We start from the raw sequence: 21,581 nt of genomic DNA on the forward strand, positions 1-21,581 counted from the left end.
GGTAGTATTTTGTATTGGTGGTTCACTGCCGACTCCGGGGCCCGGGATACACACACTGGAACGTAGGGGACACGATTTTGAGCTATCCGAGAAGACCACTCGGACATCTCAAAACTCGGTCTTTCACTAGGCAATGAATTGCCAAGTGAAATCTCCCTACTGAGGTGTGTATCCCGGGCCCCTCCGTCTAGATGGGGCAATACCCCCCTTTTGTTGGAGTTGGGGAATAGGTGCTTCCTAGTTTTTTGCGCAAGATTGTTTCTGATTGATTTCCGTGCTGCTTCTCGGTTCGCGGGACTAGAGCTCCGCTCATTTTGTTTCCTGGCTTACCTTTGTTTTGCAATCTTTTCTTTTTTTGTTTGTTGGATAAGATCAAATATTACTTTTCTTCTCTTGCTTTCACTTCTGGCTTGCGTGCTCGATTCTCTCGCACTCTCGCCTTTGTTTTTATGGATTTATTCTTTTTATTGATAATTTTTAGTTATTTTCTGGAAAAGGGTTGGAATTTGTTGGTTCGTTTGGTTTGATTTATAGTGGGAGTGGCGTTATATTTGATGACTAGATTTTAGTTAAATATTGATAGTTATTCTATTTATTCTTTTATGATGTTGGATGGATGTCTTGAGGAGTAATTTTTTATTTTGGATATTTGTTGGATTGATACACTAAGTATTTTTTGTGATATAGGGTTATTCTTTTCTTTCAAATGTTCACTTTTATGGCGCCAAACTACTTTTGTTTTATTGCCAACGTTTTTATGGATGGTACCAAACGTTGCCCGCTTTGTAGCGGAAACGAGCTCCGGGGACGATGCAACCTCCACACAAGCAAGTCAACGCTGCGTGGGCCTGACGGGCCCAGCTCCGCATTGACTTACTTGTGTTCCGGTGGCAGACCTCGTCCTCTCCGCTCTCTATTTTTTTACAGGGGGTTAAAATATGCGATCACAAAAATTATGGTTATTGACTCTTAATGCTACTTTTAATATGGTTATGGGGTTTATTTTGCCTGTTAATATGATTTTTATTAAACAAAATTTGCATCAGACTCAGAATATGGCTGGATTTTCTTTGATGGTTTATTCGGCCTTGATGATGATCGGTAATTATCTTGGGGGGATTTTGTTTGATCGTTATTCTAAGAAATGGACTTTGCAGATTGGTTATATTATTGCGGTTGTTTCTTTGATCGGGATGACTTTTCACCATGTTTGGCCTAGTTACTTGTTTATGCTGGTTATGCTAGGTTTTGGTATGGGTATTTCTTATACTGCTATTAACGGTTATACGGCTTTTGTGGCTGAGGAGACTGTTGGTGACAGCCGTGTCTTGTTCAATAATATGTACTTGGCGGCTAATCTTGGTATTGCCATTGGTTCTACTGCTGTTGGATTTATTTTTGAATGGAGTATTTTCTTTACTTTCTTTATTCCGGTTATTTTCTTCATCGCTTGTTTGTTGATTGTTTTCTTCAAGTCAGGTGTGCTGGATCAGACTAATGAAGAGGCTGAGAAGACTCATGATATTGTTGTTGATGACGAAGAGGTTGATCCTAAGATCGCTATTGGGCAAAAACGTTTCCGGATGAACTTGATCATTTTGAGTCTTGGCATTTTTATCATGTGGATGGGTTATACGCAGTGGGACAGTAATATGTCGCTCTACATGCTCGGCCACGGCTTCTCGAAAAAGGAATATAGTATCGTCTTCACGATTAATGCGGCTTCACTTTTGTTGATCCAACCAATTATGAATCGGATCATGTCCAAGCTGTTCAAGCTTTTAAAAAATCAAATTTTGGTCGGGATCACGATCATGGGTCTTTCATTTTTACTACTTCCAGGAGCTAAACAGTACTGGATGTACGTTGTTAGTATGTTGATCTTGACGGTCGGGGAATCGATGGTCTTTCCAACTATTCCGGCTTTACTTAATAAGATGTCAACGAGCAAAAATAGAGGTAACCTCCAAAGCTTGTATACGATCATGGGATCGCTGGGTCGAGCTGTCGGTCCATACGCCGGAAGCTTGATCGTTACCGCACTATCTTTTGCCAATTTATTTTACGGTATTACAGCAACGATGATACTCGTTGCGTTATCATTAAAGGGTGTCAAAGAATTAGAAAAATGAGGTTGATTTATGACAATAGCTATTATCATCATCGTAGTATTGCTGGCGATCGTTCTAATTTTGAACGCCCTTTTTTTGTACCTTCAAAAAAGAAATAGCAATGCTTTAGGATCTGATGCTCCACACGTTAGTCGTGATGAAGGATTAGATGAAGCTACTGAAAAATACCTACAGTTACCACGTGACGAGTGGACAATTATTTCGAATAGGAATAAGTTATATGGATGGTTCGTCAAAGCAGAAAAGCCATCCAAGACGACAGTTTTGATCATTCACGGTTTTGCGGTCGATCACACATCGCTGGATATTCACGCTCAGCTTTTTAACCAGATGGGCTACAACGTCTTGCAAGTCGATAATCAAGCTGCCGGTAAGAGCGAGGGCAAGTATCAAGGCTTTGGTTATTTGGAAAGCATTGATACTATCGCTTGGATCAATGAGCTGTTAAAGAAGCGTCCCGATGAAAAAGTTATTTTATTCGGAGCATCCATGGGTGCAGCGACTGTTATGATGACGGCTGGAAACGATCTGCCGAAGAATGTTAAAGGTGTGATCGAGGATTCTGGCTACACTAGCATGTTAGATGTGGTTAACTACCACTTTAAGAGTCGCTACAAGATCTCGGGACGGTTCCTCTTGAAACTGATCTCGATCGTCGCAAAAGTCCGCTCAGGCTTCTTTTATGGCCAAGCAGACTGTACAAAAGCTTTAAAGAAATGTCATTTACCAATTTTATTCATGCACGGAAAATTAGATACCGCGGTTCCTTACTTTATGAGGGATGAATTAGCTAGTGTGGGTGATTTCCCAAAAACGATGTATTCGTGCGATAGTGGGCAGCATATACGCAGTTACTACGTTGACTCAGCTAACTATCGGCAAACTGTCGAAAATTTTTTACAAAAGTATCTCGAGGAGTAAACTATGAAAATTATTATGAACGAGTTCAAAGACCGGATCGAAAACGGTGATTTTAAGCAAACTAGTCTCGACATTAGTAAAGATGACTTGTTGCAAGAAGATCTCTGGTCGGTCAATCAAGCAAGTGTACAGATCAAGAAGGACCTTGCTAATGGCCAATTGTCACAAGTGATGATCCACGTGGTCGATGCCGAATTCCCAATCGATTTTTACATGGAATCGGACATTATCAACTTGCCATTTGACGATGCGAAAAAGGTGATCCACTTCTTTGAAGACAATCAAGAAGTCGATACGAAGGTCTACTTATCAACTCGTTGCGATCACTTGAATGCTTCCAAATTCCACATTGATTTGATCTCGGATGGGGATGTCACAGAAGCACAAGCTAAAAATGCTATCTCGATCATGCGCGCCAACTACGAAACATCGCTTGAAAACTTTAATAAGAAAGATGAAGCAGAAAAAGAGGCTAAGTAATGGACACTTCGATGCTGTTATTCGTCGTTATTGGTCTATTTGCCGGTGTTTTAGGGGCGATACTTGGAATCGGTGGTGGAATGATAATCACGCCGATCCTGACCATAATGATGGGATTAGATATCAAATACGCGATCGGAGCCAGTATCATCTCCGTTATCGCCACTAGTTCTGGTGCCACCATTGCCTATTTGAAGGATGATATGTTAAACCTGAGAGTAGCAATGTTTCTCGAAATAGCCACCACGGTCGGTGCCATCATGGGAGCGCTGTTAGTCGGCCTGTTCTCCAGCACCTTCCTATACGTACTGTTCGGCTTTTTCCTATTGTATTCAACTTACAATATGATCAGAAAACTCATGAGTAAAAAAGGCGAAACGGTCTTCACCGGCAGCGATAAAGCTGTTGAGAAGTTGCGATTAGCCGACAGTTACTACGATAAGGCCGAAAAAAAGCAAGTCGACTATTCGATGAAAAATGTTCCTGGTGGCTTCATCATGATGTGGGCAGCTGGATTGGCCAGTGGTCTGCTCGGTATCGGTAGTGGTGCTTTCAAAGTCATCGCTATGGATACGATCATGAAGATGCCATTGAAGCCATCGAGTGCCACATCAAACTTGATGATGGGTGTAACAGCTGCCGCCAGTGCGACAGTCTACTTTTTTAACGGCTCGATCAGACCAGACATCGCCGGACCTCTAGCCATCGGTGTGCTAGCAGGTGCGACAATCGGTGCAAGATTGATGCAAGTTCTCAAACCAAAAGTGATCAGAATGATTTTCGTCCCTATTATTTTATACATGGGAGTGCAAATGGTTCTGAAAGGATTCGGGGTGAGCTTCTAGATGAAAAAAGAAGAAATGCGTGACGTTGAGCTCATAATCGGAAAAATTTTACGGATCGGAGTAGTCGTGTCCGCTATTGTTATCATTTTGGGCATTGTGCTTTATTTTGTTAACGGTGGTGGCGGTTATTCTGATGGAGAGTGGCCACAACGGTTTGGTGTTATGTTTCAGGGAGTTGCTCAGGGTAAGTCTTATGCTGTGATTATGCTGGGTATTTTCTTGTTGATCTTGACGCCGGTGTTACGGGTTGTGGTTTCTATTTACGCTTTTGCTAAGGAGCGGGACGTTTTGTATGTTTACATTACTACTGCTGTTTTGATTATTTTGATATTTGCTATGGTGTTTGGGTATCATGGCTAGTGGCTTCTGAGCTTATGCTTGGAGGCTTTTTTTATTACCTTGAGGTGAGAGAGTTTTTGGCAGACGAGAAGCGTTTTGCTTGGTTGGATGTTGGTGATTTTTGGTGTGTTTGGGTTTGTGGTAGTAGTTTGGTGGGAGGTTCACTGCCGACTCCGGGGCCCGGGGATACAGACGCTGGAATGCAGCTGACACAATTTTGAGCTATCCGAGAAGTGCACTCGGACATCTCAAAACTTGGTCTTTTACTAGGCAATAAATTGCCAAGTAAAAATTAGCTGCTGAGGTCTGTATCCCCGGGCCCCTCCGTCTAGATAGTGCAACAATCCCCTTTTTTTGGATTGGGACCGATTTATCTTGTACAAATTGGCACTGATTGCGCGTCCTAGTTTTTGCGGTCTATCTCAGTTTCCATGATGGTTGGTAAGATCAAAATCGAGTTCAAAACCACAAAAATCTCGTCCTTCAAAAAAGGACGAAATTTTTTTGTCTTTTGGTTTTGCTAACTCTGAAAAAACTTGAGATAGACATGTGAAAAGTAGGGCAGGACAAAGTGCCGATTTATTCTATCAAAATGGGTAGTGCCCACCAAGAGAGGAAATTATATTCTCTATCTAGGTGGAGGGGCGGGGCGCTATATGGGTTCAGCTGTGAAACGAAGGAACGTAAGCGCTTTCGCACTTGCGCAACTGGTTTTTGGTGGTGGCTACGCCACCGAACGACTAAGGAAGCCAATCCCATATAGCGCCCCGCCCCGGAACCGGCAGTGAACATCTACCCAAACTACTTCATCCACCTACAATATATTTGTTATGATATAAATATATTAATGAAAGTAGGGGAATGTTATGGGGAAAGTTTTTAAGGCCGTTTTTAGTATTGTTTTTTTAATTGGCTCTGTTCAATTTTTAGCTGTTCAGACTGATGCCCAAGCTAAGTTCATCGTTTCTACTAATGGTGATCGGGTCGAGCTGCCTAATAAGTACTTTACTAATATCGATAGCTATAATAAATCGATGAAGGAAGCTAAGCGGGTTGATGACTTGATGAATAATTGGGTCAATAATCCTGATATTCCTTTTGCCGAACTTTATCCTGAAGAAGCTGCTGCTCATCCTGAGTATGCTGCTATGGGTTCGTTTAACCAATTTGCTGCTAAGCGTTATTCTCCTTTGTCAGGTTTCAGTAAGGAGCAAACTCGAGAAGTTTACCGGATTACTTATTCCCACTATGCAGATTCGATGGAAACTATTTCTCATGGTGGTTTGGATACTGAAGGGGTCAAATTGCTAGGAAATCATGGCTATAACGCTATGTTGACGCCATCGGATATTACTGTTTTTAATGGAACTGGTAATAGTAAAATCACTCATGCCTTGGAATTGGGCTTTAAAGAGTGGGAAAAGGATAAAAGATTCCACTTTCGGATGGTAACTAGCGATGTCGATGCTCGAGTTATCGTTGCTGGTAGTAAGCAAGTTGGCTTGGAAGATAAATATTTTGAAAAATATATGTCAGCAATGTATATGCCAGCGATTGTGTATGACAATGTTTTGATCCAAGGTTTGATCGTGGTTGCGCCTGAAATCGAAGCGCTCGATGCAGATGATCCACAATTGATCCATACGGTCATTCATGAACTAGGACATGCAATTGGCAGGCCAGATGTTGATACTCGTTAGAAAAGATGATACTGGCCGTTTTGTAAGTAAGATACCATGTCATTTTCCACATCGTTGCTAGTATCGGTCCAAGCAACATTTTCGTCGATCTCATCTTGGGAAACGTGAGTTTGGCCGTTTTGTGTGTAGGACATCATGCTATCTCTAACTTTTTCTTGATAGTTGGGAACGGCATATGTTTTTGGATCATAGTACACTTGTAGGACTTCCTGAGGGTTGACCTTGTTAGTATTTCCTCCATAAATATTTAGGCTGGGGATGTCGAAATATTTACCATTTGCTAGAGGAATATAGTAATGAGCACCTGAATGACGAATTGCTGAGCTATCTGTCTGATCATTTAGTGTAGGATCGATGGCTTTATCAAGAATCTTATGATTTAAGTCAGAAAATGAATCTGCGCCAAAAAATTTTCCATCATCGTCGAGATACATATCACTATACAATGGAGCAACCGTGTCAGGCTTTTTATGGTTCTGGCCTGATGTAGTTGTTAGAGCATTGTAAGTTTGACCGGATTTTTTATCTACATAAACCCCGTCATCATTTTTCGTAAAATTCATTGAATTCTTTTTAGTTGAATGGCTGGTAGGAATAACTTTTAAATTCTTACCGGCTTTTTTAGCGGAACCATTAAAGTATTTTTATTCAGGATAAATATCACCGTTAGCTAGCTTACGATATTGGTAAATACCCTTTGATCCGTAAGGATTGATGGCGATTATCCGATCGGGATTGTCAGAGCTTTGCAAAAAAAGACTGTTATCGTTAGTTTTTGGAGAGTTGTTAGCATGCTTCTTGTTATGCTTTTTAGCAGAGTTGTGGTTTGAAGTGGTCACTTCTGAATTATCGTTGACGCCAATGTTGGTATAGCTCTTGAATGAGAAATAACTAGCTATCAGTGCTATGATTATGAATCCTCCCAGTACGATGTGTAAACGACGATGTTTTTTCATGAAATCCCCCCCGGATGATGCTTTTAATGGTGCTTTAATTGATTGGTGAATATTAATATTATTATATATCTTGTGAGAGTGAATTTGGAAGAGAACACAAAAAGACCGCATATCTAATTGGTGTACATCATCAATTGATATGTGGCCTTTTGATTTTTACTCGTCGTCGGAGTCATCGTTTTCGTTTGATTCCATCATTTGTTCAGCAGATACGGGATAGCCCAGTTTTGAATTGACATCGTCTACTAGCTGATTTTGTGAACCATTGTACTCCGTATAAACAACTTTTGTTTTTGTGTCTTGTAGTTGATTAGATGAAATTTTCTTAAGAGTTACAGTACTATTTTCTTCTCCATAAAATGAAAAACTAATATTGCTTGGATCACCAGAAATGGTAACCTCATCACCCTTAAAATCGAATTTAGGGTTTTGTATATATGATACTGGATAAGGTGCACCGCTCATCCTAACGTTATAAAGTGAAAACGTTGGTGGTAATCCATATGAATCAGGATCTGCCATGAATGACAAAAATTCAGTTTGATACTTACTACTTGTGAAGACTCTTCCTTGTAAGTCAGAGATAGAGAGGTTTGAACTATTGGATGAATCTGAAGATTCTATAGTTTCAGTATCTGTATCAACGTCGGAAGTGGTTTCGTCACTTGATCCTTTAGTGAGTTTGTCAAACTTGTCCTTACTATATTCTTGATACCAAGTAGGATTCTTTGAATTCTTCTTCACGTCGTCATATTTCTTATGATTAACTTTTTTACCATCAAGAACACCTAGACGCCATTTTCCATCAGCATTTTTGAACTTCAGCTTAACGAAATAATTGCTGTTGTTTTGATCGATTCCTTTGATGATGTAGGAGTCCTCAGATAATTGTTGATATTTAACGTTTTTGATCGTGTTATCGTCAAACGATACCTTGTTTTTCTGGAAGGTAAGCGGATCGATTGATTTTCCTTCGGCTTTTGATTGCTTCCCGTAATATCCCTTGTAAACTGCCGGAACACCACTGTGCCAATCCTTTTCAGATTGTTGGTCGTTGTTGGTAGGTTGGGAAGATATTGATATGTCGCTGCAGCCTGCTATGAATAGTAGGAAAACTGCTATCAAGAAGAGTAGTTTGAATTTTTTTTTCATGATTTAGCTCCTAATAAAAAACAATAGTGATTCATATGAACCACTATTGAGGAATGTTATTTTTTCCAAGCCTTAATAGCTTGTTGCAATTGATAAGTACCATTCATACCTATGATACTTAAGTAATCAAAGTTGGTAATTTCCTTAACATTTTTACCCATGATTGTTTTTTGGTAGTCTGGTGCAGTGTTGTAGTCAATGTCAGTATCGGTTAGTCCAAGGGCATGGCCAGTCTCATGTTCATATAATTCTATACTTGCTTTAGATGAAGTTAATAAATCATGATTTACTTGAATAACTGCAGAATGGAAAACACCTTTATGTGCACCAGTATTATCAGCAATATGCCATGTTAAACCACCACTTGTATGATCTTGATCATCAAAATCGTACATAATGTAAGCTTGTGAAGGAGAGTCAACTTGACTAAATGTGATTAATTCATGAGTTTTTGTAGACCAATCATTGACAGCTTGACGAATTATTCCTTGTTGTGTAGCTGGAATTCTTGGGTCAATCCAATAAGTAAGGTGATCAGATGGTGTTATACCAGAAAATTTACTTACCTGATGAACGATACCGTCTTTACCGGTTTGAGGTACAGTATCTGATTTATTATTCTCATAAAAAGTAGATCTAGAAGCTAATTCATCACTATTTAGTGAATCGTAAAATTTGGATTGAGGGAAAAGATTTTTCGTTGTTGCTTGAACAGTCCCCACTGAACTACTTAAAGCCAATGGCAATACCATGGCTGATGCTGCGATGATTCCGATTATTCTTTTTCTTAATTTCATAATATATTCTCCCTTGTTGTTTGTTTATGATTCCATCCTAATAGAAATCACAGTTATTTCTAGATTCAAAGATGTTACATGGGGCGTTTTCACCGTTATAACGATAAATATATTTATTTTGACTATTCTATAACTTAAAAAAGACGACTATAATGCTAATAAATGGGGGATTTTTATGAAAAAAGCAAAATTCACACAAATTTTTCTAGTAGGATTGTTGGCATTGTCAGTGGTCAATTCTGGCAACATTGTCAATGCGGCTTCTAATGTAATAAGTAACACTACTAGTAAGGCTGCTAACAATGTAAATGTGCCGTCAAAAATAACTAAACAATTATTAACAGGGGATAAATTCAATTCTAAAACTGTCAAAGTATTCATCGAACCCAATAATCCCGCGGGAATTCAGCAAGATATTCAATTGGCTGTCAAAGATTGGTCTCAAGCTACTAACCACGTTAAATTTGAAATCGTGCATGACAGAAATGTTGCTAATGTTCGTTTTACTACCGGGCAAATTTCTTATTTCCGCAATGCTTTAACGTTCCAAGATCAAACTACTCCTAATGGAAATCACGTCTTGATTGACAGAGCAGTCGTTAAGATCGACCCACAGAACTTTGATCAGACTAAAGTCTCTAACTTTGGTATCCGAGTAGCTTCGCATGAACTCGGTCATGTTTTGGGATTGGCTGATGTTAAGAACACTAATCTTAAATACTCGACTATCATGTGGTATCACGATCCTGCTGTAGGGATAACTCAGAATGATATCAATGCAATTAATTACTTATATTAAAAAAAGCAGATTTGCGTCTGCTTTTTTGTTTGGTGTTTTATTGAAAAACGATTATGGAAGTCTCTGGTAACCATTCGTCAGTTGACACACGAAAATAAGTTATTCCGTTTTGATCGATAAGATATTGATCTGTGTACCATGAAGTGTTCCCAGCTAGGCTTCGGTTAGATTTTTTGCCGGTTTTACTGTATAGCGGGTGTATATCGGAACTGTTACCTTTAGTTTTAACTGTGTGGTCACCGTATCCACCTATTTTCTTCCAAAAATATTTAGAAGATGATGATGGTGTAGTAGGTTTGGATGGCTCAGGAGACGTTGTAGTGTCCTTATCATATTCGTGATGTGAAGGTGTTCCAGTAACAGAGTCATCAGTATTAACTGGATCTTTGAAATAATTGTAATTTTCATTAATCATTTGAATATCTAAGGGTGTAGGTGCTGCTATTTCTTGTACGTATTTGTACATAATTGTTTTACCTTTAAAATTTGAGTCCTCAATATCCGGTAACCCTAAGGCGTGACCAATCTCATGAGCTAAGGTATTAACTTGTTTAATTGAATAATCTTCAGGATTCGGAAACTTTAACCAGATATCACCATGAATAATTTCGTTATATTCTCCTTTGTTGTAAAAAGTATTTTGAGTCGTTCCCCAGACACCATCTGACATATCTAATTTTTCTCGGATTGTAATATTTGCATCCTCTTTATTTTTAGTTTCATAAAATGGTAATTGCGGTATCACATCATGCCAAGCAGTCAGTGCTAATTTAGAGACATAGACTTCATTATCAGTTAAATTTGGATCAAAATAGACTTTCAAATTTTTGTACGACTTTAATTTAGCCAATTTGGAAGATCGTACAGGTTCTTGAAGAGCAGCCTTAGCGTTGTTCAAATTGTTATCTGTTGAAATTAATGGAACCCCAGTACTAATTAGTACAGTAGCCATTGCTAATGAGATTATTAGTTTCTTAAGTAAATTTTTTATCATTGTTTTCTCCTTTTGTAATTTATAATTTCATCGTATGGTTTTTTTAAAATATTAATAGAATCAAACGTGTTACATTGGGCGAAAGCACCATAACGGCGCAATAAAAATGGCTAACGATCCTGGGAATGAATCGTTAGCCTTTTTTGTCATGTTTGTTATAGGGAAGTTGTTATTTTCAAAAAAATTTTTTCCATTGGTATTATTCGTTCTAACAAATTTCTTTGAAGCGTTACTTGTAAATAAATGTGTGTGTTGGCATCTTCTTGATGTTTTGGTAACTGATGTGATGGGATGAGCCATTTTGCCCAACAGCGTAGATGTATCCATCGGTTGTATAGCTAACACGTAGTGATCCACTATCCGATTCTTGTAACATGTTGTATAGATGACCACGATCTGCTTCGTTTGGATCAATCTCGCTGTACCATTCTGCGAATAAGTAGTAGGCAGTTTCTTGATCCGAGTTGATGCCATCGCTTGCACAAACAATATTTTCTGATACTTGAGGCTTATTTTTATCCTTTTTGTAACTATCATGGCTGAGATTTTTAGCAGTCACTGTATCTAATTGTCCAATTCTCTTATTAATAAAAGAATTGATACTGGAATCTTGATCCCAGTTTACTGCTGAGAGCCCGTTAATGTGACGGAATTCGTTGATGTAGCCTTCTAAGTATTTTTGAATCTTGGCTGTGTTAGGAACGTAATCAGCATCAGCAGGTAAAACAGTCTTAACTTCTTGTCCATTTGAAAAATCAGAATAAGAACTTTGATATGGTTCGTCAACTGATTCAAAAGGACTGTTTTCTTCTATTGAAGTAGTTACACCGTTTACTGTCAGAGTTGCAGCAGCGTTCGCAGTTGCTGGTGATAGTAGTGGTAATGCAATACCAGAAATGGCAACGATACTTAAGAGCTTCTTATTGATTTTCATATGATCCTCCTTCTAAAAATTATCAAGTTGATTTGTCATCGCCTTGATTACAGTTCTCATATTAGAGTTTGGGTGGGGGACCAACAAGAATCAAAGGTGGTACATTGAAAAAAACTGGTCGTTATAACGATTGAAGAGACAATCAGATTTTAATATAGATCTTGTTCTTTTTCACCGGTTTCTAGATTGACCAGAACCGTATTAATGCTTTTATTACCATCGTAAATCTTGTTAGTAAATACTGCCCAATTTCCAGAAAGTTGAATGGAACCAGAAGCCAAGGATTCTTCTGGTGAGCCATCATGGATTAGGGGATTTTCAACAATGAATCCTTCGTAGTAATTTTTGACTTTCTTGTAGCCATTTTCGGTTGTTTTGGATTCTTTCAAATTATATTTATCGCGCATTTGTTGAATAGTGTAATTACTCTTATATACTTTTCCTTCACTACTAGTGATGGTGTATTTCATGTCATCATTATTTGAATTGTTTGATTTGGTATTGTCGTCTCCAGTGTAGTCAGTAGTGTTGCCAGTTTGTTTTTGATAGTTAGCTTTAGTATCTTTTTTGTACCAAGCAATATTGATCATTTTTTCGTTATATGTCTTTTTATATGAATTAATGTCACCACCGGAATCTTCCTCACTACCGTCATATTGTGCGCCAACCAATCCAAAATAAGTTGTTCCATTTTTAACTTTGAATGTTACTTTTGCATAAATATCAGGTTGTTCTAGATTATAGTGGTTATCAGTACCGTGAATAATAAAGGTGTTTTTATCAAGTTGTTTATATTCTGTATCATCAAAGATAACACTATCCCCTAGACCGTAAGCCATTGTATTTCCACTAAATACAACAGGAGAATATACCTTTTCCCCATCAAATTCTTCATAACGTGAGTATAATCCTTGATACTTTTTAGGTAATCCAGAAATCCACTTGTCAGAATAAGATTGCTTATCGCCGGATGAGTCGTTGCTACGTTCGCTTTTGTTTGTTTTGTTAGTTGATGATGTCTTGCTTGAGCTATCCGAACTACTGGTTGATGGATCAATAGATAACTCTGAACAGCCGGTCAATACCAAGCCCGATATAACGAGCGATGTTAATACGAGATGTTTCTTCCAATTTCCTCTATTCATAATATTCTCCTCTGTTTGTTTACAAATAAACTTTAGATTTTGGTGTAATGGATTGCTAGTATCAATGCTGGTACTTAACCAGAAATAATGTTTTGGAGCGCAAGTTAAGTTGAAGTGAACGTGTATACTTATCTGGAATAGATATTAATGTTTTGATAATATTTATATGAATAATTAAATTATTTATAGGGGAGATTATGAAAAAATTAAACGTTCTATTAATTGCCGTTGTATCAATTTTAACGGCGACAGTAACCGTTTCATTCAATATCGACGAATCCATGGCAAAAACAGTGGTTGATGATCAAAATAATGTTATCGAGATTCCTGACAAGTACTTTACTAATATGCCAAGTCCTGAGCTGATTGAGAATCAAACGGTTCTATGTCGGAAGATGCAGTATTACTTTGCACATCCAGCAGAAACAATAACTGATCCAGTTGTATTGAATGAGGTTGGGACTGACACCATAAACAAGGCTCTCGATAATGCCTTTAACGGAAAAGAAGGTCAAAGGAAACATGCGGAACTGTTGGAAAATTTTAAGTCTCAATATCTCAATCCTGGGGACCGAGCTCTTCGCTTAATGGCAGGAGGTTTGGATACAGGCAAGGTCGCATTGGAAGGTTCCAAATTTGTGGGAATCTTGGATCCCTCTGATATTACTGTCTATAATGCAACGGGAAAGAAAAATGTAACTGAAGCTATCAAGTATTCAATGAATGAGTGGAGTAAGACACCTTACTTTAATTTTAGATTGGTGGATGACCCTAAGGAAGCGAGGGTTATTGTTGGAGAATTAAATCCTGGAGAAACAGCCGAGGAACATATACAAGGTAATTTCAAGTTGGTAAGCAGTTATTACAATATTGAAATTCAAGGGAAAATAGGATTATCACCAAATATCACAAATTTAAATTGGGATGATACTGACTTATTACATACAGTGATGCATGAAATGGGTCACGCAGTGGGGAGACCTGACCTTTACGGTTAAAAGTTGTGCTGTTCACCTTTCTTCATGGCAAGGTTGAAATAATAATCTTCCGCAAGCTCGTCTTGCGATAATTGTGTTTGACCATTGTTTTTCCAATACATAACCTTGTCTAGATTTGCATCGTTATAGATGATGTCAGATGGATCATAAGAGTCTACATCAAAAGTATTGAAATGGAATCCGTGATACCATCTGTTGTGTGGAGCAATTTAGTCATTGTTGTTTAGTCTGAAATATTGTGAATCTATTGCAGTTTTTTGATAATCATTTTGATCGTGAGATGGATTTGCATAATCATCGCCAACAGTGATTACACCATGATCCTTACCGTGATAGATGTCATCGTAATCCTCGGATGAATCATTGACATCGTTCAATTTGACATATGTTTCATTAGAATTTGCATCGGTGTAGGTTCCATCTTTGCCGATCTTATAGCTAAAAGAGTTAGCAGAGTTGTTTGAAGTTGGTTTGACAGTTAACTGATTTTTATTTCTAGAAATTTCTCCATTGAAGAATTTATACTCTGGATACAGGTTGCCGTTACTTTGCTTACGATATTGATAAACACCATTTGTTCCTTGGGGATGAATGCCAATTACTCTGTCAGGATTATTTTGATCTTGTAGAAAGATGTGGCTATCGTCCTTTTTTGATTTATCGGTCTTTTTATCTTTAGATGAAGCCTTCGGATTGTTATTTTCCACCGAAGGTTCAGATTGTTTAACACTTGTGTGCGTATAACTTTGATAAGAAAAGAATCCAATCAAAAATACCGCTACAACCGTTGTGATGGCAGTGATAATTTTAGCTTTCTTAGACATTGTGCTCCCCCTAAAAATCCCATAGGACATTTTAAATATGAAAAAAAGAAATTTCCGATTCAAAATATCATTAATTTTATTATCGTTAATAACAATTATATCTTTATTTTACTTAAAGTTCATTCTAATTTATAGTACCCAAGCTACTTCTTATTTTCCTTTTTATCGCTCGATGACTTTCTTGGACTACGCGGGGATCACTGGTCCGGGATTTTTTGAGTTTGTCGCCTTTATTTGTATTTCGATCGCCTACATTTTTAAATCATTCGGTGCTTTTTCGACTAGTGATGAATATGCTTTTATTTTTTTAGGAATGTTAGAGATCGCAATCTTGGCAGTTTTGACGATCAATTTGATCACCTTCAAAATCGTTCACAATGATCTAACTGTGATTCCTGGTCCAACTTGGTTTTTACTGTTGTTCAATTCGTTGTTGAGTATTTATTTTGGACGTTCGATCGGCCGACAAGCTAAAAAAGCTACAGTGGTGGATGATACGAAAAACGTGGCTGATTCGATCAACATTCAGCCTATTTCGGATGTCATCAAGAAGAAGCGTGACGAAGTTGGGATGACTCAACAAAAATTGGCTGATGAAGTATTAGTTTCACGTCAGACGGTTCACCGCTGGGAATCAGGCAAGTCACATCCTGATATGGAGTACATGATCCGGGTGGCTAAAGCCTTGGATTTTCCGGTAGCTGAGTTTTGGGGTAGTGATGACGATAAGATGAACAATGAGATCGGAAATGTAGTTAAACGAGGAAAAATTTATAAGCAGGCATTGTATTTTTTGATATCGATCGTCATTGTTATCATTGCAGTCTTTTCAGTCGCATTTGCGGGACAAAATATTCAGTCTCCATCCTTGGATAAGGTCAATCCGTTCATTAAACAAGAAATCGGCTACGTTTTAGTACACGAGGCTGGTCAACAAAAAGCTGCCGTGGTGGACGATGAGTTTGGCGAGGGGAATGTTATCACCTTGAACGGTTCGTACAATGGTAAACGAGAATTCGTCAAAATTGTTCATAAGGGAGCATATGTGAAGTCTGAATTACGAAATGTTTCTGAAAAAGATATCCCAGATGGGGTTAAGAAAAACTTGTACATGATATCTCACTTCAATGATCCAACTGAAGGATTGAAAAACATTCAAAAATCATATTCCAAACGATACATATAGTATCGTTTTTTTATTGCCGTTATAACGCTTGCCACCAACAAAGAACTAATGTACCAGCATTGTACCTTGTTGCCCGTGGTTACGCCCTTTATTATCGAACTATAGATAAGTGAGAAGGGGTTTTACAAATGATTGGACAACGGGAGCAGGTTTTGAAAGAGGTTCACAAGTATGCTGACTTTTGTACGAAGATTCAAAATAATTTAGCCAATGGGTCTTCTACTATCGAAGCGATGAAGGAATTGAATTATCAAATCGGGGCAAAAAATCATAATAGTGGTTGGTTTTTTGTGAAGTGGCAAAAATTGCGCAATGTCATTAATGCTCATAAGGTGATTTGGAGTGTGATGGCGTTTATTTTATCTGCTGCACTGACATATTTGATGGAATTAGTTACTGCTACCGTTGACCAAAACTTTCATATTTTTATACCGTTATTCGTTGTGATTGTCATCTTGATCATCAGTTGGAAACCCGTAACGGTGCCATTTATTAAGTTACGGGATAAGGAAAAAACTAGTGAATATTTAGCTTTGGAAGATCGCTTGTCAGAAAATAATCGGGAATTGAACAAGCTTATTTGTACGTATGAGGCTTTTGTTAATAATGCTTTGATTGCTGGATTTGTGACGAAACCTGCTGATATTAAAGGGCCTACTATTGAATCGGATGGGGCCTTTACTTATCCATTTATTTCAGCACAGTTGAAGACATTGAGTGGATATTTGCAGAAGCATCAGGCGGAGACTATCCATGAGGCTTCGATGCTTTATTCTCAGCAGTTGGCTTATGAAAATCAGATCGAGAATGGTAGTTTGGTGGTTATGAATACTGTGGAGACCGCTAATTATGCTAAGAGTTCTGGTGGCGTTGGTGGTCGTACTGGTGGGGTTTTTGGGGATGTTTTTAAGTAGATGATTTGGTTGGAGCCTTTTTTGGGCTTCTTTTTTTTGTTTTTGGGGTTTGTGGTTAAGTTGGGGTATTGGATTTTGGTGGTGAGTTATTTTTTTGCCAAACTACTATTTGGTTGTTGCCAAACCACTATTTTGATGTTTCCAAACCGCTATTTGAATTTTGCCAAACGTTGCCCGTTTTATAGTGGAAACGAGTTCCGGAGCGCAGCGGCCTCCGGTTAACACAGGTGGTCGCGGCACGGCTTCGCCGCACCTCTGTGCGACCACCCGCGTTAATCCTCAGCAGCTGACCGCGCTCCTCCACTCTCTCTCTTTTTTGCAGACAATAACGAACATATGTTTTACAATGTTACTTAGATATTCTAAAAGGGAGGTTGCTTATGGCGACTCGGATCGGGATTCGGCAGTTGGTTGAGTTTGTTTTGCGTAGTGGGGACTTGAATGAGTCTAAGGATAGTCAGAATACTGCTATGATCGGTGCTCGTATTCATCGGCAGCTTCAAAAAGAGCGTAGTGACGATTATGAGAGTGAAGTTTATTTGAAAAAAGTTGTTTCGATGAACGATGAGGATTATGTGCTTTCTGGTCGTGCTGATGGGATTGAGATCAGTGATGACCATATTTTGATCGAGGAGATCAAAACTTCTGATCAAAAGTATGAGGAGTTGACTGATAATACTCGCGAGCTTTATTGGGGTCAGGTGAAGGTATATGGGCATTTGATCTTGGAAGAACATCCAGAGTTAGATGAAGTGACTTTGCAGCTGACTTATTATCAAGTTTCTGAGGATAAGACGACGGTTGACGAAGAGACTTTTGGTCGTGAAGAACTAGCTGACTTTTTTGAAAAACTGATCAATGAGTATGAATTTTGGCTCAAGCTGCGTTCCGATATGCGTAAAACTCGTAATGAGTCGATCGTGCCGATGAAATTTCCTTTTGAAAAATTTCGGACTGGGCAACATGAGATGGCTGCCGCGGTTTACAAGACTATTTGCTTGGAAAAACGGCTTTTTATCGAGGCTCCAACGGGAACTGGGAAGACGATCTCGACGATGTTTCCTGCCATCAAGGCGATGGGGGAGAACAAGATCCAGCGTTTGTTTTATTTGACTGCCAAGCAGAGTACTCGGCATGTGGCTGAAGAGACAATCGATTTGATGAGTGATCACGGATTGAAGTTGAAGAGTATCACTTTGACCGCCAAAGACCGGATCCGCTTTCCGGAAGAAAAAGACTTGTTGCCGGAGAAAAATCCTTACATGATCGGTTACTATGATCGCTTGAAACCGGCTTTGAAAGACATTTTGATCCATGAAGATAGCATCACCCGTAGCGTTATAGAGCGTTATGCCAAAAAGCACACCGTCGATCCGTTTGAGTTTTCTCTGGATACGTCGCTTTTTTGTGATGTCATCATTTGTGACTACAACTATTTGTTTGATCCACTCGTCTACTTGCAGCGGTTTTTCACGGAAAAAGACAATGACAACTTTTTCCTTGTCGATGAGGTTCACAACTTAGTCAGTCGTGCGCGTGACATGTATTCGGCTGAAGTAACCAACGATGCGATTCCTAAGTTGATCGAGGAAGCCCGGAAGCAGAAGAATTCGACTAAAAAATATCAAAATCAACTCAAGAAACTGGCTAAAGCGTTTGAAGACGTCAAGTTCACCTTGGATCTTTTGAAAAAAGACGAACTAGTGACAGCAGATATCCCGAATAACCTCGTTAAAGCACTCAATAAATTCAATGAATTCATCATCGATTGGCTCAAAGACCGAGAACCGTCTGACTTCGTCGATGACACACGCGACTACTTTTTCCGGTGTCTGCAATTTTTGAAGATCAGTGGCTACTATGATGATACGTATAAAACGCGGATCGTCTTAGACGGTGACAAGATCTCCGTCAAGCAGATCTGTCTGGACCCAAGCTTTTTCCTCGACCAATCGCTCAAACTCGGATTAGGTGCGGTCATGTTTTCGGCCACGTTATCGCCAATGGACTATTATCGTGATGTTTTGGGTGGCAAGGAAAACAGTCTGGCTTATCAGTTGCCGTCGCCATTTCCAGCACAGCATCAAGAGATCTTAGTTACTCAGTACGTTCAAACGACTTACTATCAAAGATCGGCCAATGAAAATAATATTGTTGAAAGTTTGAAAGCTTTAGTGACAGCAAAAAAAGGTAATTATTTATTTTTCTTCCCATCATATGGATACTTGCGTCAAATCAAAGATGCTTTTGAGAAAAAATGTCCGGACATTCAGACGACCGAACAAACCACTGGTATGGATGCCTTTGCCAGACAAGACTTTTTAGACCAATTTGAAGAAGATCCTGTGGAGACTTTAGTCGGATTTTGCGTCTTAGGTGGCATCTTCTCTGAAGGAATCGACCTGCGAGGGACCCGTTTGATCGGCGTGGCCATCATTAGCGTGGGCTTGCCAGGATTGAGCCCCGAAAATAATTTGATCAAAGACTACTATGATCAAGAAAACGGCCAAGGATTTGCCTATGCCTATCAATTGCCAGGCATGAACAACGTCCTCCAAGCCGCCGGCAGACTCATTAGAAGCAGCAGTGACGTTGGCATCATTTTATTACTCGACCAGCGTTTCGCCAGCCAAAGATACACCCAACTCTTCCCACCGCATTGGAACAACTACCAAAGAGTCAGCACTTTAAAAAATCTGGCGACCGATATCAATGATTTTTGGAAAGGACAAGCCAATGAAAACTAAACTGACAAAAAATCTCGAATCCACCTTATATCAATATTGCTACGAACAGTCGGCCTACGTCGTCGAAGAGGTCTCGATGCCTGATAAAAAAGGAATAGTGGACACATTGAGTTACCAGCAACTACCAGATGGCTCGATCGAATGGCGCTGCTACGAGCTAAAAGTCACCAAAAACGACTTCCATTCCAAAGCCAAACTGTCTTTTATTGGCAACTACAACTACTTCGTCCTTCCACAAAAATTGTACGAAGAAGTAAAAGAAGAGATCCCGATCCACATAGGCATCTTGATCTATCGCGAGTTTGACCAAGAAGCCTTAGAGCAAGCAGACCAAACTTTGCGGACACCAGGCTTTTTGACCGTCGCCAAAAAAGCTCAGTATCAAGAGCTTCAAGTAGATGAAAAGAAACTGACGAGTCATTTCGTCGCCTCACTTTTTCGCGAAGTCGATAAGGCTAAACGTGTGGAGAAAGGTTTGCAGCTGTATCCGGCTAATAAATTGTATAAAGAATTGAAAAAACGGGCGAAAAAAGGTTACGACATTTACCACCCCGATCATAATATCTACGACCGCTTCATCGATGACATGCAAAGTGATGCTGTGACGGCGTTACAAGAAGAACTGGATGCTAGAAACGCCGAGTGTCAAGAACTAAAACTAAAACTAGCAAAACTGAACCATCCAAATTTGGAGGGCAAAGTATGACCTACTATCCATATTTAAGAGGGCGGATGTACGATTTATTAGCGTTAAAAGAAGCCTGTCTAGCAAATGAGCTAGGAAAAAATATCATGCCGATCATCGAACCAGTCAGAGATTCCAAAGAATTGTTAGACACCGTCAACATATTAGTCGAGCACGAACAACCTTTCAGCGTCATCGCCAACCCGCAAGTCAGCGTCTACGGACTAAATGACACCAAGCTCCACCCACTGCCAGACTTGAGCAAGTTAGCTTTTTTTCATCCGGCAGCGATCTTAGCACCAGACTTCAGCAGTGACTTCATTCAAAGTGACTTCAACAACAGCCTCCTGATTGCCCGCAATTACCAACTATTAAAAGCTTATCAAAACAGCGACCTACTACAAAAAGTCAGTGGAGTCTTGATACCGGAAGAAGCTAGGATCCACCAATTGGTCAAAGACAAGGCCATCACCCTAACAGATCCACTAACTTTCGTCCCCCATGTAGAAGATTACGCAATAATCGACGACGAATTTTTTCAACCAGCAAACTGGTACCAACAAATCGACAACTATCAAGGATTCGGCGACTACTCCATGGTTGGCAGTCACTATTTCGACAAAGGAATGCCATCCAGAGCCATCGCCCTGCATGTTATCTACGCCACAAAAGACGGAACACTAAGGATCCACCACTTCGTCTCCGACAGTAACGAATCCATGCGTGGCCAAAAAGAAAAATTCTTCGAAGCCATCAAAAAGCTAGCCGACTGGGCACCAGAAAACATCCACGGGCTAAATCGAACCACTGCCCTAGAAGAATTGCTAGCCTACGCAAATCAAACCAAGTTCCCAGGCCTAGGCATCGTCAAAAAATTGTCACTCCGCCATTATTTTCAGTTGATGTCTCGATTGTTGGAGTTGAGTAAGTAAAAGAACACCATTCAAATTTGAGTGGTGTTTTTTGCGTTATAACGGACATACAAAGATTCCACACAATTGTGGATTGAACCTCAACATATACCAACCTATGA

Annotated in this window: 21 protein-coding genes; 13 read left to right on the forward strand and 8 right to left on the reverse strand. The window is 39.3% G+C overall.

Annotated features, from left to right (window positions below; all coding sequences use genetic code 11):
• Positions 1-938: 938 nt before the first annotated feature.
• From EKM69_RS06985 to EKM69_RS07010, 6 genes are all read left to right on the forward strand, one after another.
• Entirely contained in the window at positions 939-2,132 is a 1,194-nt protein-coding gene (locus EKM69_RS06985; RefSeq protein ID WP_125709542.1) for an MFS transporter, read from the forward strand.
• Between the two features lie 9 nt (positions 2,133-2,141).
• The gene (locus EKM69_RS06990; RefSeq protein WP_125709544.1) at positions 2,142-3,053 is read left to right on the forward strand and encodes an alpha/beta hydrolase; all 912 of its coding nucleotides are present in this window, start codon (positions 2,142-2,144) and stop codon (positions 3,051-3,053) included.
• A gap of 3 nt (positions 3,054-3,056) precedes the next feature.
• Positions 3,057-3,533 (forward strand): hypothetical protein, encoded by a 477-nt coding sequence (locus EKM69_RS06995; protein ID WP_125709546.1) that lies wholly within the window; start codon positions 3,057-3,059, stop codon positions 3,531-3,533.
• The gene (locus EKM69_RS07000; RefSeq protein ID WP_125709548.1) at positions 3,533-4,378 is read left to right on the forward strand and encodes a sulfite exporter TauE/SafE family protein; all 846 of its coding nucleotides are present in this window, start codon (positions 3,533-3,535) and stop codon (positions 4,376-4,378) included. The genes EKM69_RS06995 and EKM69_RS07000 overlap by 1 nt, the downstream gene beginning before the upstream one ends.
• The gene (locus EKM69_RS07005; protein ID WP_125709551.1) at positions 4,379-4,738 is read left to right on the forward strand and encodes a DUF1634 domain-containing protein; all 360 of its coding nucleotides are present in this window, start codon (positions 4,379-4,381) and stop codon (positions 4,736-4,738) included.
• 845 nt (positions 4,739-5,583) lie between these two features.
• Positions 5,584-6,417: a hypothetical protein gene (locus tag EKM69_RS07010; protein WP_125709552.1), complete on the forward strand. Its 834-nt coding sequence runs from the start codon at positions 5,584-5,586 to the stop codon at positions 6,415-6,417.
• Here the strand turns inward: EKM69_RS07010 and EKM69_RS07015 are convergent.
• The 4 genes from EKM69_RS07015 to EKM69_RS07030 form a co-directional block, all read right to left on the reverse strand.
• Positions 6,414-6,980: a hypothetical protein gene (locus tag EKM69_RS07015; protein ID WP_125709554.1), complete on the reverse strand. Its 567-nt coding sequence runs from the start codon at positions 6,978-6,980 to the stop codon at positions 6,414-6,416. The genes EKM69_RS07010 and EKM69_RS07015 overlap by 4 nt on opposite strands.
• Positions 6,981-7,061: 81 nt before the next feature.
• Complete coding sequence (locus tag EKM69_RS07020; protein WP_125709556.1) at positions 7,062-7,373, reverse strand: hypothetical protein; 312 nt, start codon at positions 7,371-7,373, stop codon at positions 7,062-7,064.
• Positions 7,374-7,529: 156 nt separating this feature from the next.
• Positions 7,530-8,525, reverse strand: coding sequence for a hypothetical protein (locus EKM69_RS07025; RefSeq protein ID WP_125709558.1), 996 nt, complete (start codon positions 8,523-8,525; stop codon positions 7,530-7,532).
• Positions 8,526-8,581: 56 nt separating this feature from the next.
• On the reverse strand, positions 8,582-9,322 hold the full coding sequence (locus tag EKM69_RS07030) for a zinc metalloprotease (protein WP_125709560.1): 741 nt from the start codon (positions 9,320-9,322) through the stop codon (positions 8,582-8,584).
• 175 nt (positions 9,323-9,497) lie between these two features.
• Here EKM69_RS07030 and EKM69_RS07035 point away from each other — a divergent pair, with 175 nt between their 5' ends.
• Positions 9,498-10,121 carry a matrixin family metalloprotease gene (locus EKM69_RS07035; protein ID WP_125709562.1) on the forward strand — a complete coding sequence of 208 codons (624 nt, stop codon included), beginning with the start codon at positions 9,498-9,500 and terminating at the stop codon, positions 10,119-10,121.
• 37 nt (positions 10,122-10,158) lie between these two features.
• Here the strand turns inward: EKM69_RS07035 and EKM69_RS07040 are convergent, their stop codons facing one another.
• The 3 genes from EKM69_RS07040 to EKM69_RS07050 form a co-directional block, all read right to left on the reverse strand.
• The gene (locus EKM69_RS07040; protein ID WP_225423857.1) at positions 10,159-11,073 is read right to left on the reverse strand and encodes a matrixin family metalloprotease; all 915 of its coding nucleotides are present in this window, start codon (positions 11,071-11,073) and stop codon (positions 10,159-10,161) included.
• A 271-nt stretch (positions 11,074-11,344) separates the two neighbouring features.
• Complete coding sequence (locus EKM69_RS07045; protein ID WP_125709567.1) at positions 11,345-12,049, reverse strand: hypothetical protein; 705 nt, start codon at positions 12,047-12,049, stop codon at positions 11,345-11,347.
• 149 nt (positions 12,050-12,198) lie between these two features.
• Entirely contained in the window at positions 12,199-13,194 is a 996-nt protein-coding gene (locus EKM69_RS07050) for a hypothetical protein (protein WP_125709569.1), read from the reverse strand.
• 197 nt (positions 13,195-13,391) lie between these two features.
• Here EKM69_RS07050 and EKM69_RS07055 point away from each other — a divergent pair, with 197 nt between their 5' ends.
• Positions 13,392-14,192 (forward strand): zinc metalloprotease, encoded by an 801-nt coding sequence (locus tag EKM69_RS07055; protein ID WP_125709571.1) that lies wholly within the window; start codon positions 13,392-13,394, stop codon positions 14,190-14,192.
• 209 nt (positions 14,193-14,401) lie between these two features.
• Here EKM69_RS07055 and EKM69_RS07060 read toward each other — a convergent pair whose 3' ends face one another.
• Entirely contained in the window at positions 14,402-15,016 is a 615-nt protein-coding gene (locus EKM69_RS07060) for a hypothetical protein (protein WP_125709573.1), read from the reverse strand.
• A gap of 172 nt (positions 15,017-15,188) precedes the next feature.
• Between EKM69_RS07060 and EKM69_RS07065 the strand changes: the two genes are divergently transcribed.
• From EKM69_RS07065 to EKM69_RS07085, 5 genes are all read left to right on the forward strand, one after another.
• Complete coding sequence (locus tag EKM69_RS07065; protein ID WP_164505885.1) at positions 15,189-16,202, forward strand: helix-turn-helix transcriptional regulator; 1,014 nt, start codon at positions 15,189-15,191, stop codon at positions 16,200-16,202.
• A 128-nt stretch (positions 16,203-16,330) separates the two neighbouring features.
• Complete coding sequence (locus EKM69_RS07070; protein ID WP_125709577.1) at positions 16,331-17,116, forward strand: hypothetical protein; 786 nt, start codon at positions 16,331-16,333, stop codon at positions 17,114-17,116.
• 380 nt (positions 17,117-17,496) lie between these two features.
• Positions 17,497-19,863, forward strand: coding sequence for an ATP-dependent DNA helicase (locus EKM69_RS07075; RefSeq protein ID WP_125709579.1), 2,367 nt, complete (start codon positions 17,497-17,499; stop codon positions 19,861-19,863).
• Entirely contained in the window at positions 19,853-20,569 is a 717-nt protein-coding gene (locus EKM69_RS07080) for a hypothetical protein (protein WP_125709581.1), read from the forward strand. The genes EKM69_RS07075 and EKM69_RS07080 overlap by 11 nt, the downstream gene beginning before the upstream one ends.
• A complete protein-coding gene (locus tag EKM69_RS07085) occupies positions 20,566-21,480 on the forward strand; it encodes a sce7725 family protein (RefSeq protein ID WP_125709583.1) in 915 nt (304 codons plus the stop codon). The genes EKM69_RS07080 and EKM69_RS07085 overlap by 4 nt, the downstream gene beginning before the upstream one ends.
• The last annotated feature ends 101 nt before the right edge of the window (positions 21,481-21,581 follow it).

The organism is Companilactobacillus zhongbaensis, assembly GCF_003946515.1.
In the GTDB taxonomy this organism is placed as follows: Bacteria; Bacillota; Bacilli; order Lactobacillales; family Lactobacillaceae; genus Companilactobacillus; species Companilactobacillus zhongbaensis.

Coding starts and splice junctions, on each gene's coding strand:
- EKM69_RS06985 (WP_125709542.1), top strand. CDS start 939: ATGCGATCACAAAAATTATGGTTATTGACTCTTAATGCTACTTTTAAT.
- EKM69_RS06990 (WP_125709544.1), top strand. CDS start 2,142: ATGACAATAGCTATTATCATCATCGTAGTATTGCTGGCGATCGTTCTA.
- EKM69_RS06995 (WP_125709546.1), top strand. CDS start 3,057: ATGAAAATTATTATGAACGAGTTCAAAGACCGGATCGAAAACGGTGAT.
- EKM69_RS07000 (WP_125709548.1), top strand. CDS start 3,533: ATGGACACTTCGATGCTGTTATTCGTCGTTATTGGTCTATTTGCCGGT.
- EKM69_RS07005 (WP_125709551.1), top strand. CDS start 4,379: ATGAAAAAAGAAGAAATGCGTGACGTTGAGCTCATAATCGGAAAAATT.
- EKM69_RS07010 (WP_125709552.1), top strand. CDS start 5,584: ATGGGGAAAGTTTTTAAGGCCGTTTTTAGTATTGTTTTTTTAATTGGC.
- EKM69_RS07015 (WP_125709554.1), bottom strand. CDS start 6,980: ATGAATTTTACGAAAAATGATGACGGGGTTTATGTAGATAAAAAATCC.
- EKM69_RS07020 (WP_125709556.1), bottom strand. CDS start 7,373: ATGAAAAAACATCGTCGTTTACACATCGTACTGGGAGGATTCATAATC.
- EKM69_RS07025 (WP_125709558.1), bottom strand. CDS start 8,525: ATGAAAAAAAAATTCAAACTACTCTTCTTGATAGCAGTTTTCCTACTA.
- EKM69_RS07030 (WP_125709560.1), bottom strand. CDS start 9,322: ATGAAATTAAGAAAAAGAATAATCGGAATCATCGCAGCATCAGCCATG.
- EKM69_RS07035 (WP_125709562.1), top strand. CDS start 9,498: ATGAAAAAAGCAAAATTCACACAAATTTTTCTAGTAGGATTGTTGGCA.
- EKM69_RS07040 (WP_225423857.1), bottom strand. CDS start 11,073: ATGGCTACTGTACTAATTAGTACTGGGGTTCCATTAATTTCAACAGAT.
- EKM69_RS07045 (WP_125709567.1), bottom strand. CDS start 12,049: ATGAAAATCAATAAGAAGCTCTTAAGTATCGTTGCCATTTCTGGTATT.
- EKM69_RS07050 (WP_125709569.1), bottom strand. CDS start 13,194: ATGAATAGAGGAAATTGGAAGAAACATCTCGTATTAACATCGCTCGTT.
- EKM69_RS07055 (WP_125709571.1), top strand. CDS start 13,392: ATGAAAAAATTAAACGTTCTATTAATTGCCGTTGTATCAATTTTAACG.
- EKM69_RS07060 (WP_125709573.1), bottom strand. CDS start 15,016: ATGTCTAAGAAAGCTAAAATTATCACTGCCATCACAACGGTTGTAGCG.
- EKM69_RS07065 (WP_164505885.1), top strand. CDS start 15,189: ATGACTTTCTTGGACTACGCGGGGATCACTGGTCCGGGATTTTTTGAG.
- EKM69_RS07070 (WP_125709577.1), top strand. CDS start 16,331: ATGATTGGACAACGGGAGCAGGTTTTGAAAGAGGTTCACAAGTATGCT.
- EKM69_RS07075 (WP_125709579.1), top strand. CDS start 17,497: ATGGCGACTCGGATCGGGATTCGGCAGTTGGTTGAGTTTGTTTTGCGT.
- EKM69_RS07080 (WP_125709581.1), top strand. CDS start 19,853: ATGAAAACTAAACTGACAAAAAATCTCGAATCCACCTTATATCAATAT.
- EKM69_RS07085 (WP_125709583.1), top strand. CDS start 20,566: ATGACCTACTATCCATATTTAAGAGGGCGGATGTACGATTTATTAGCG.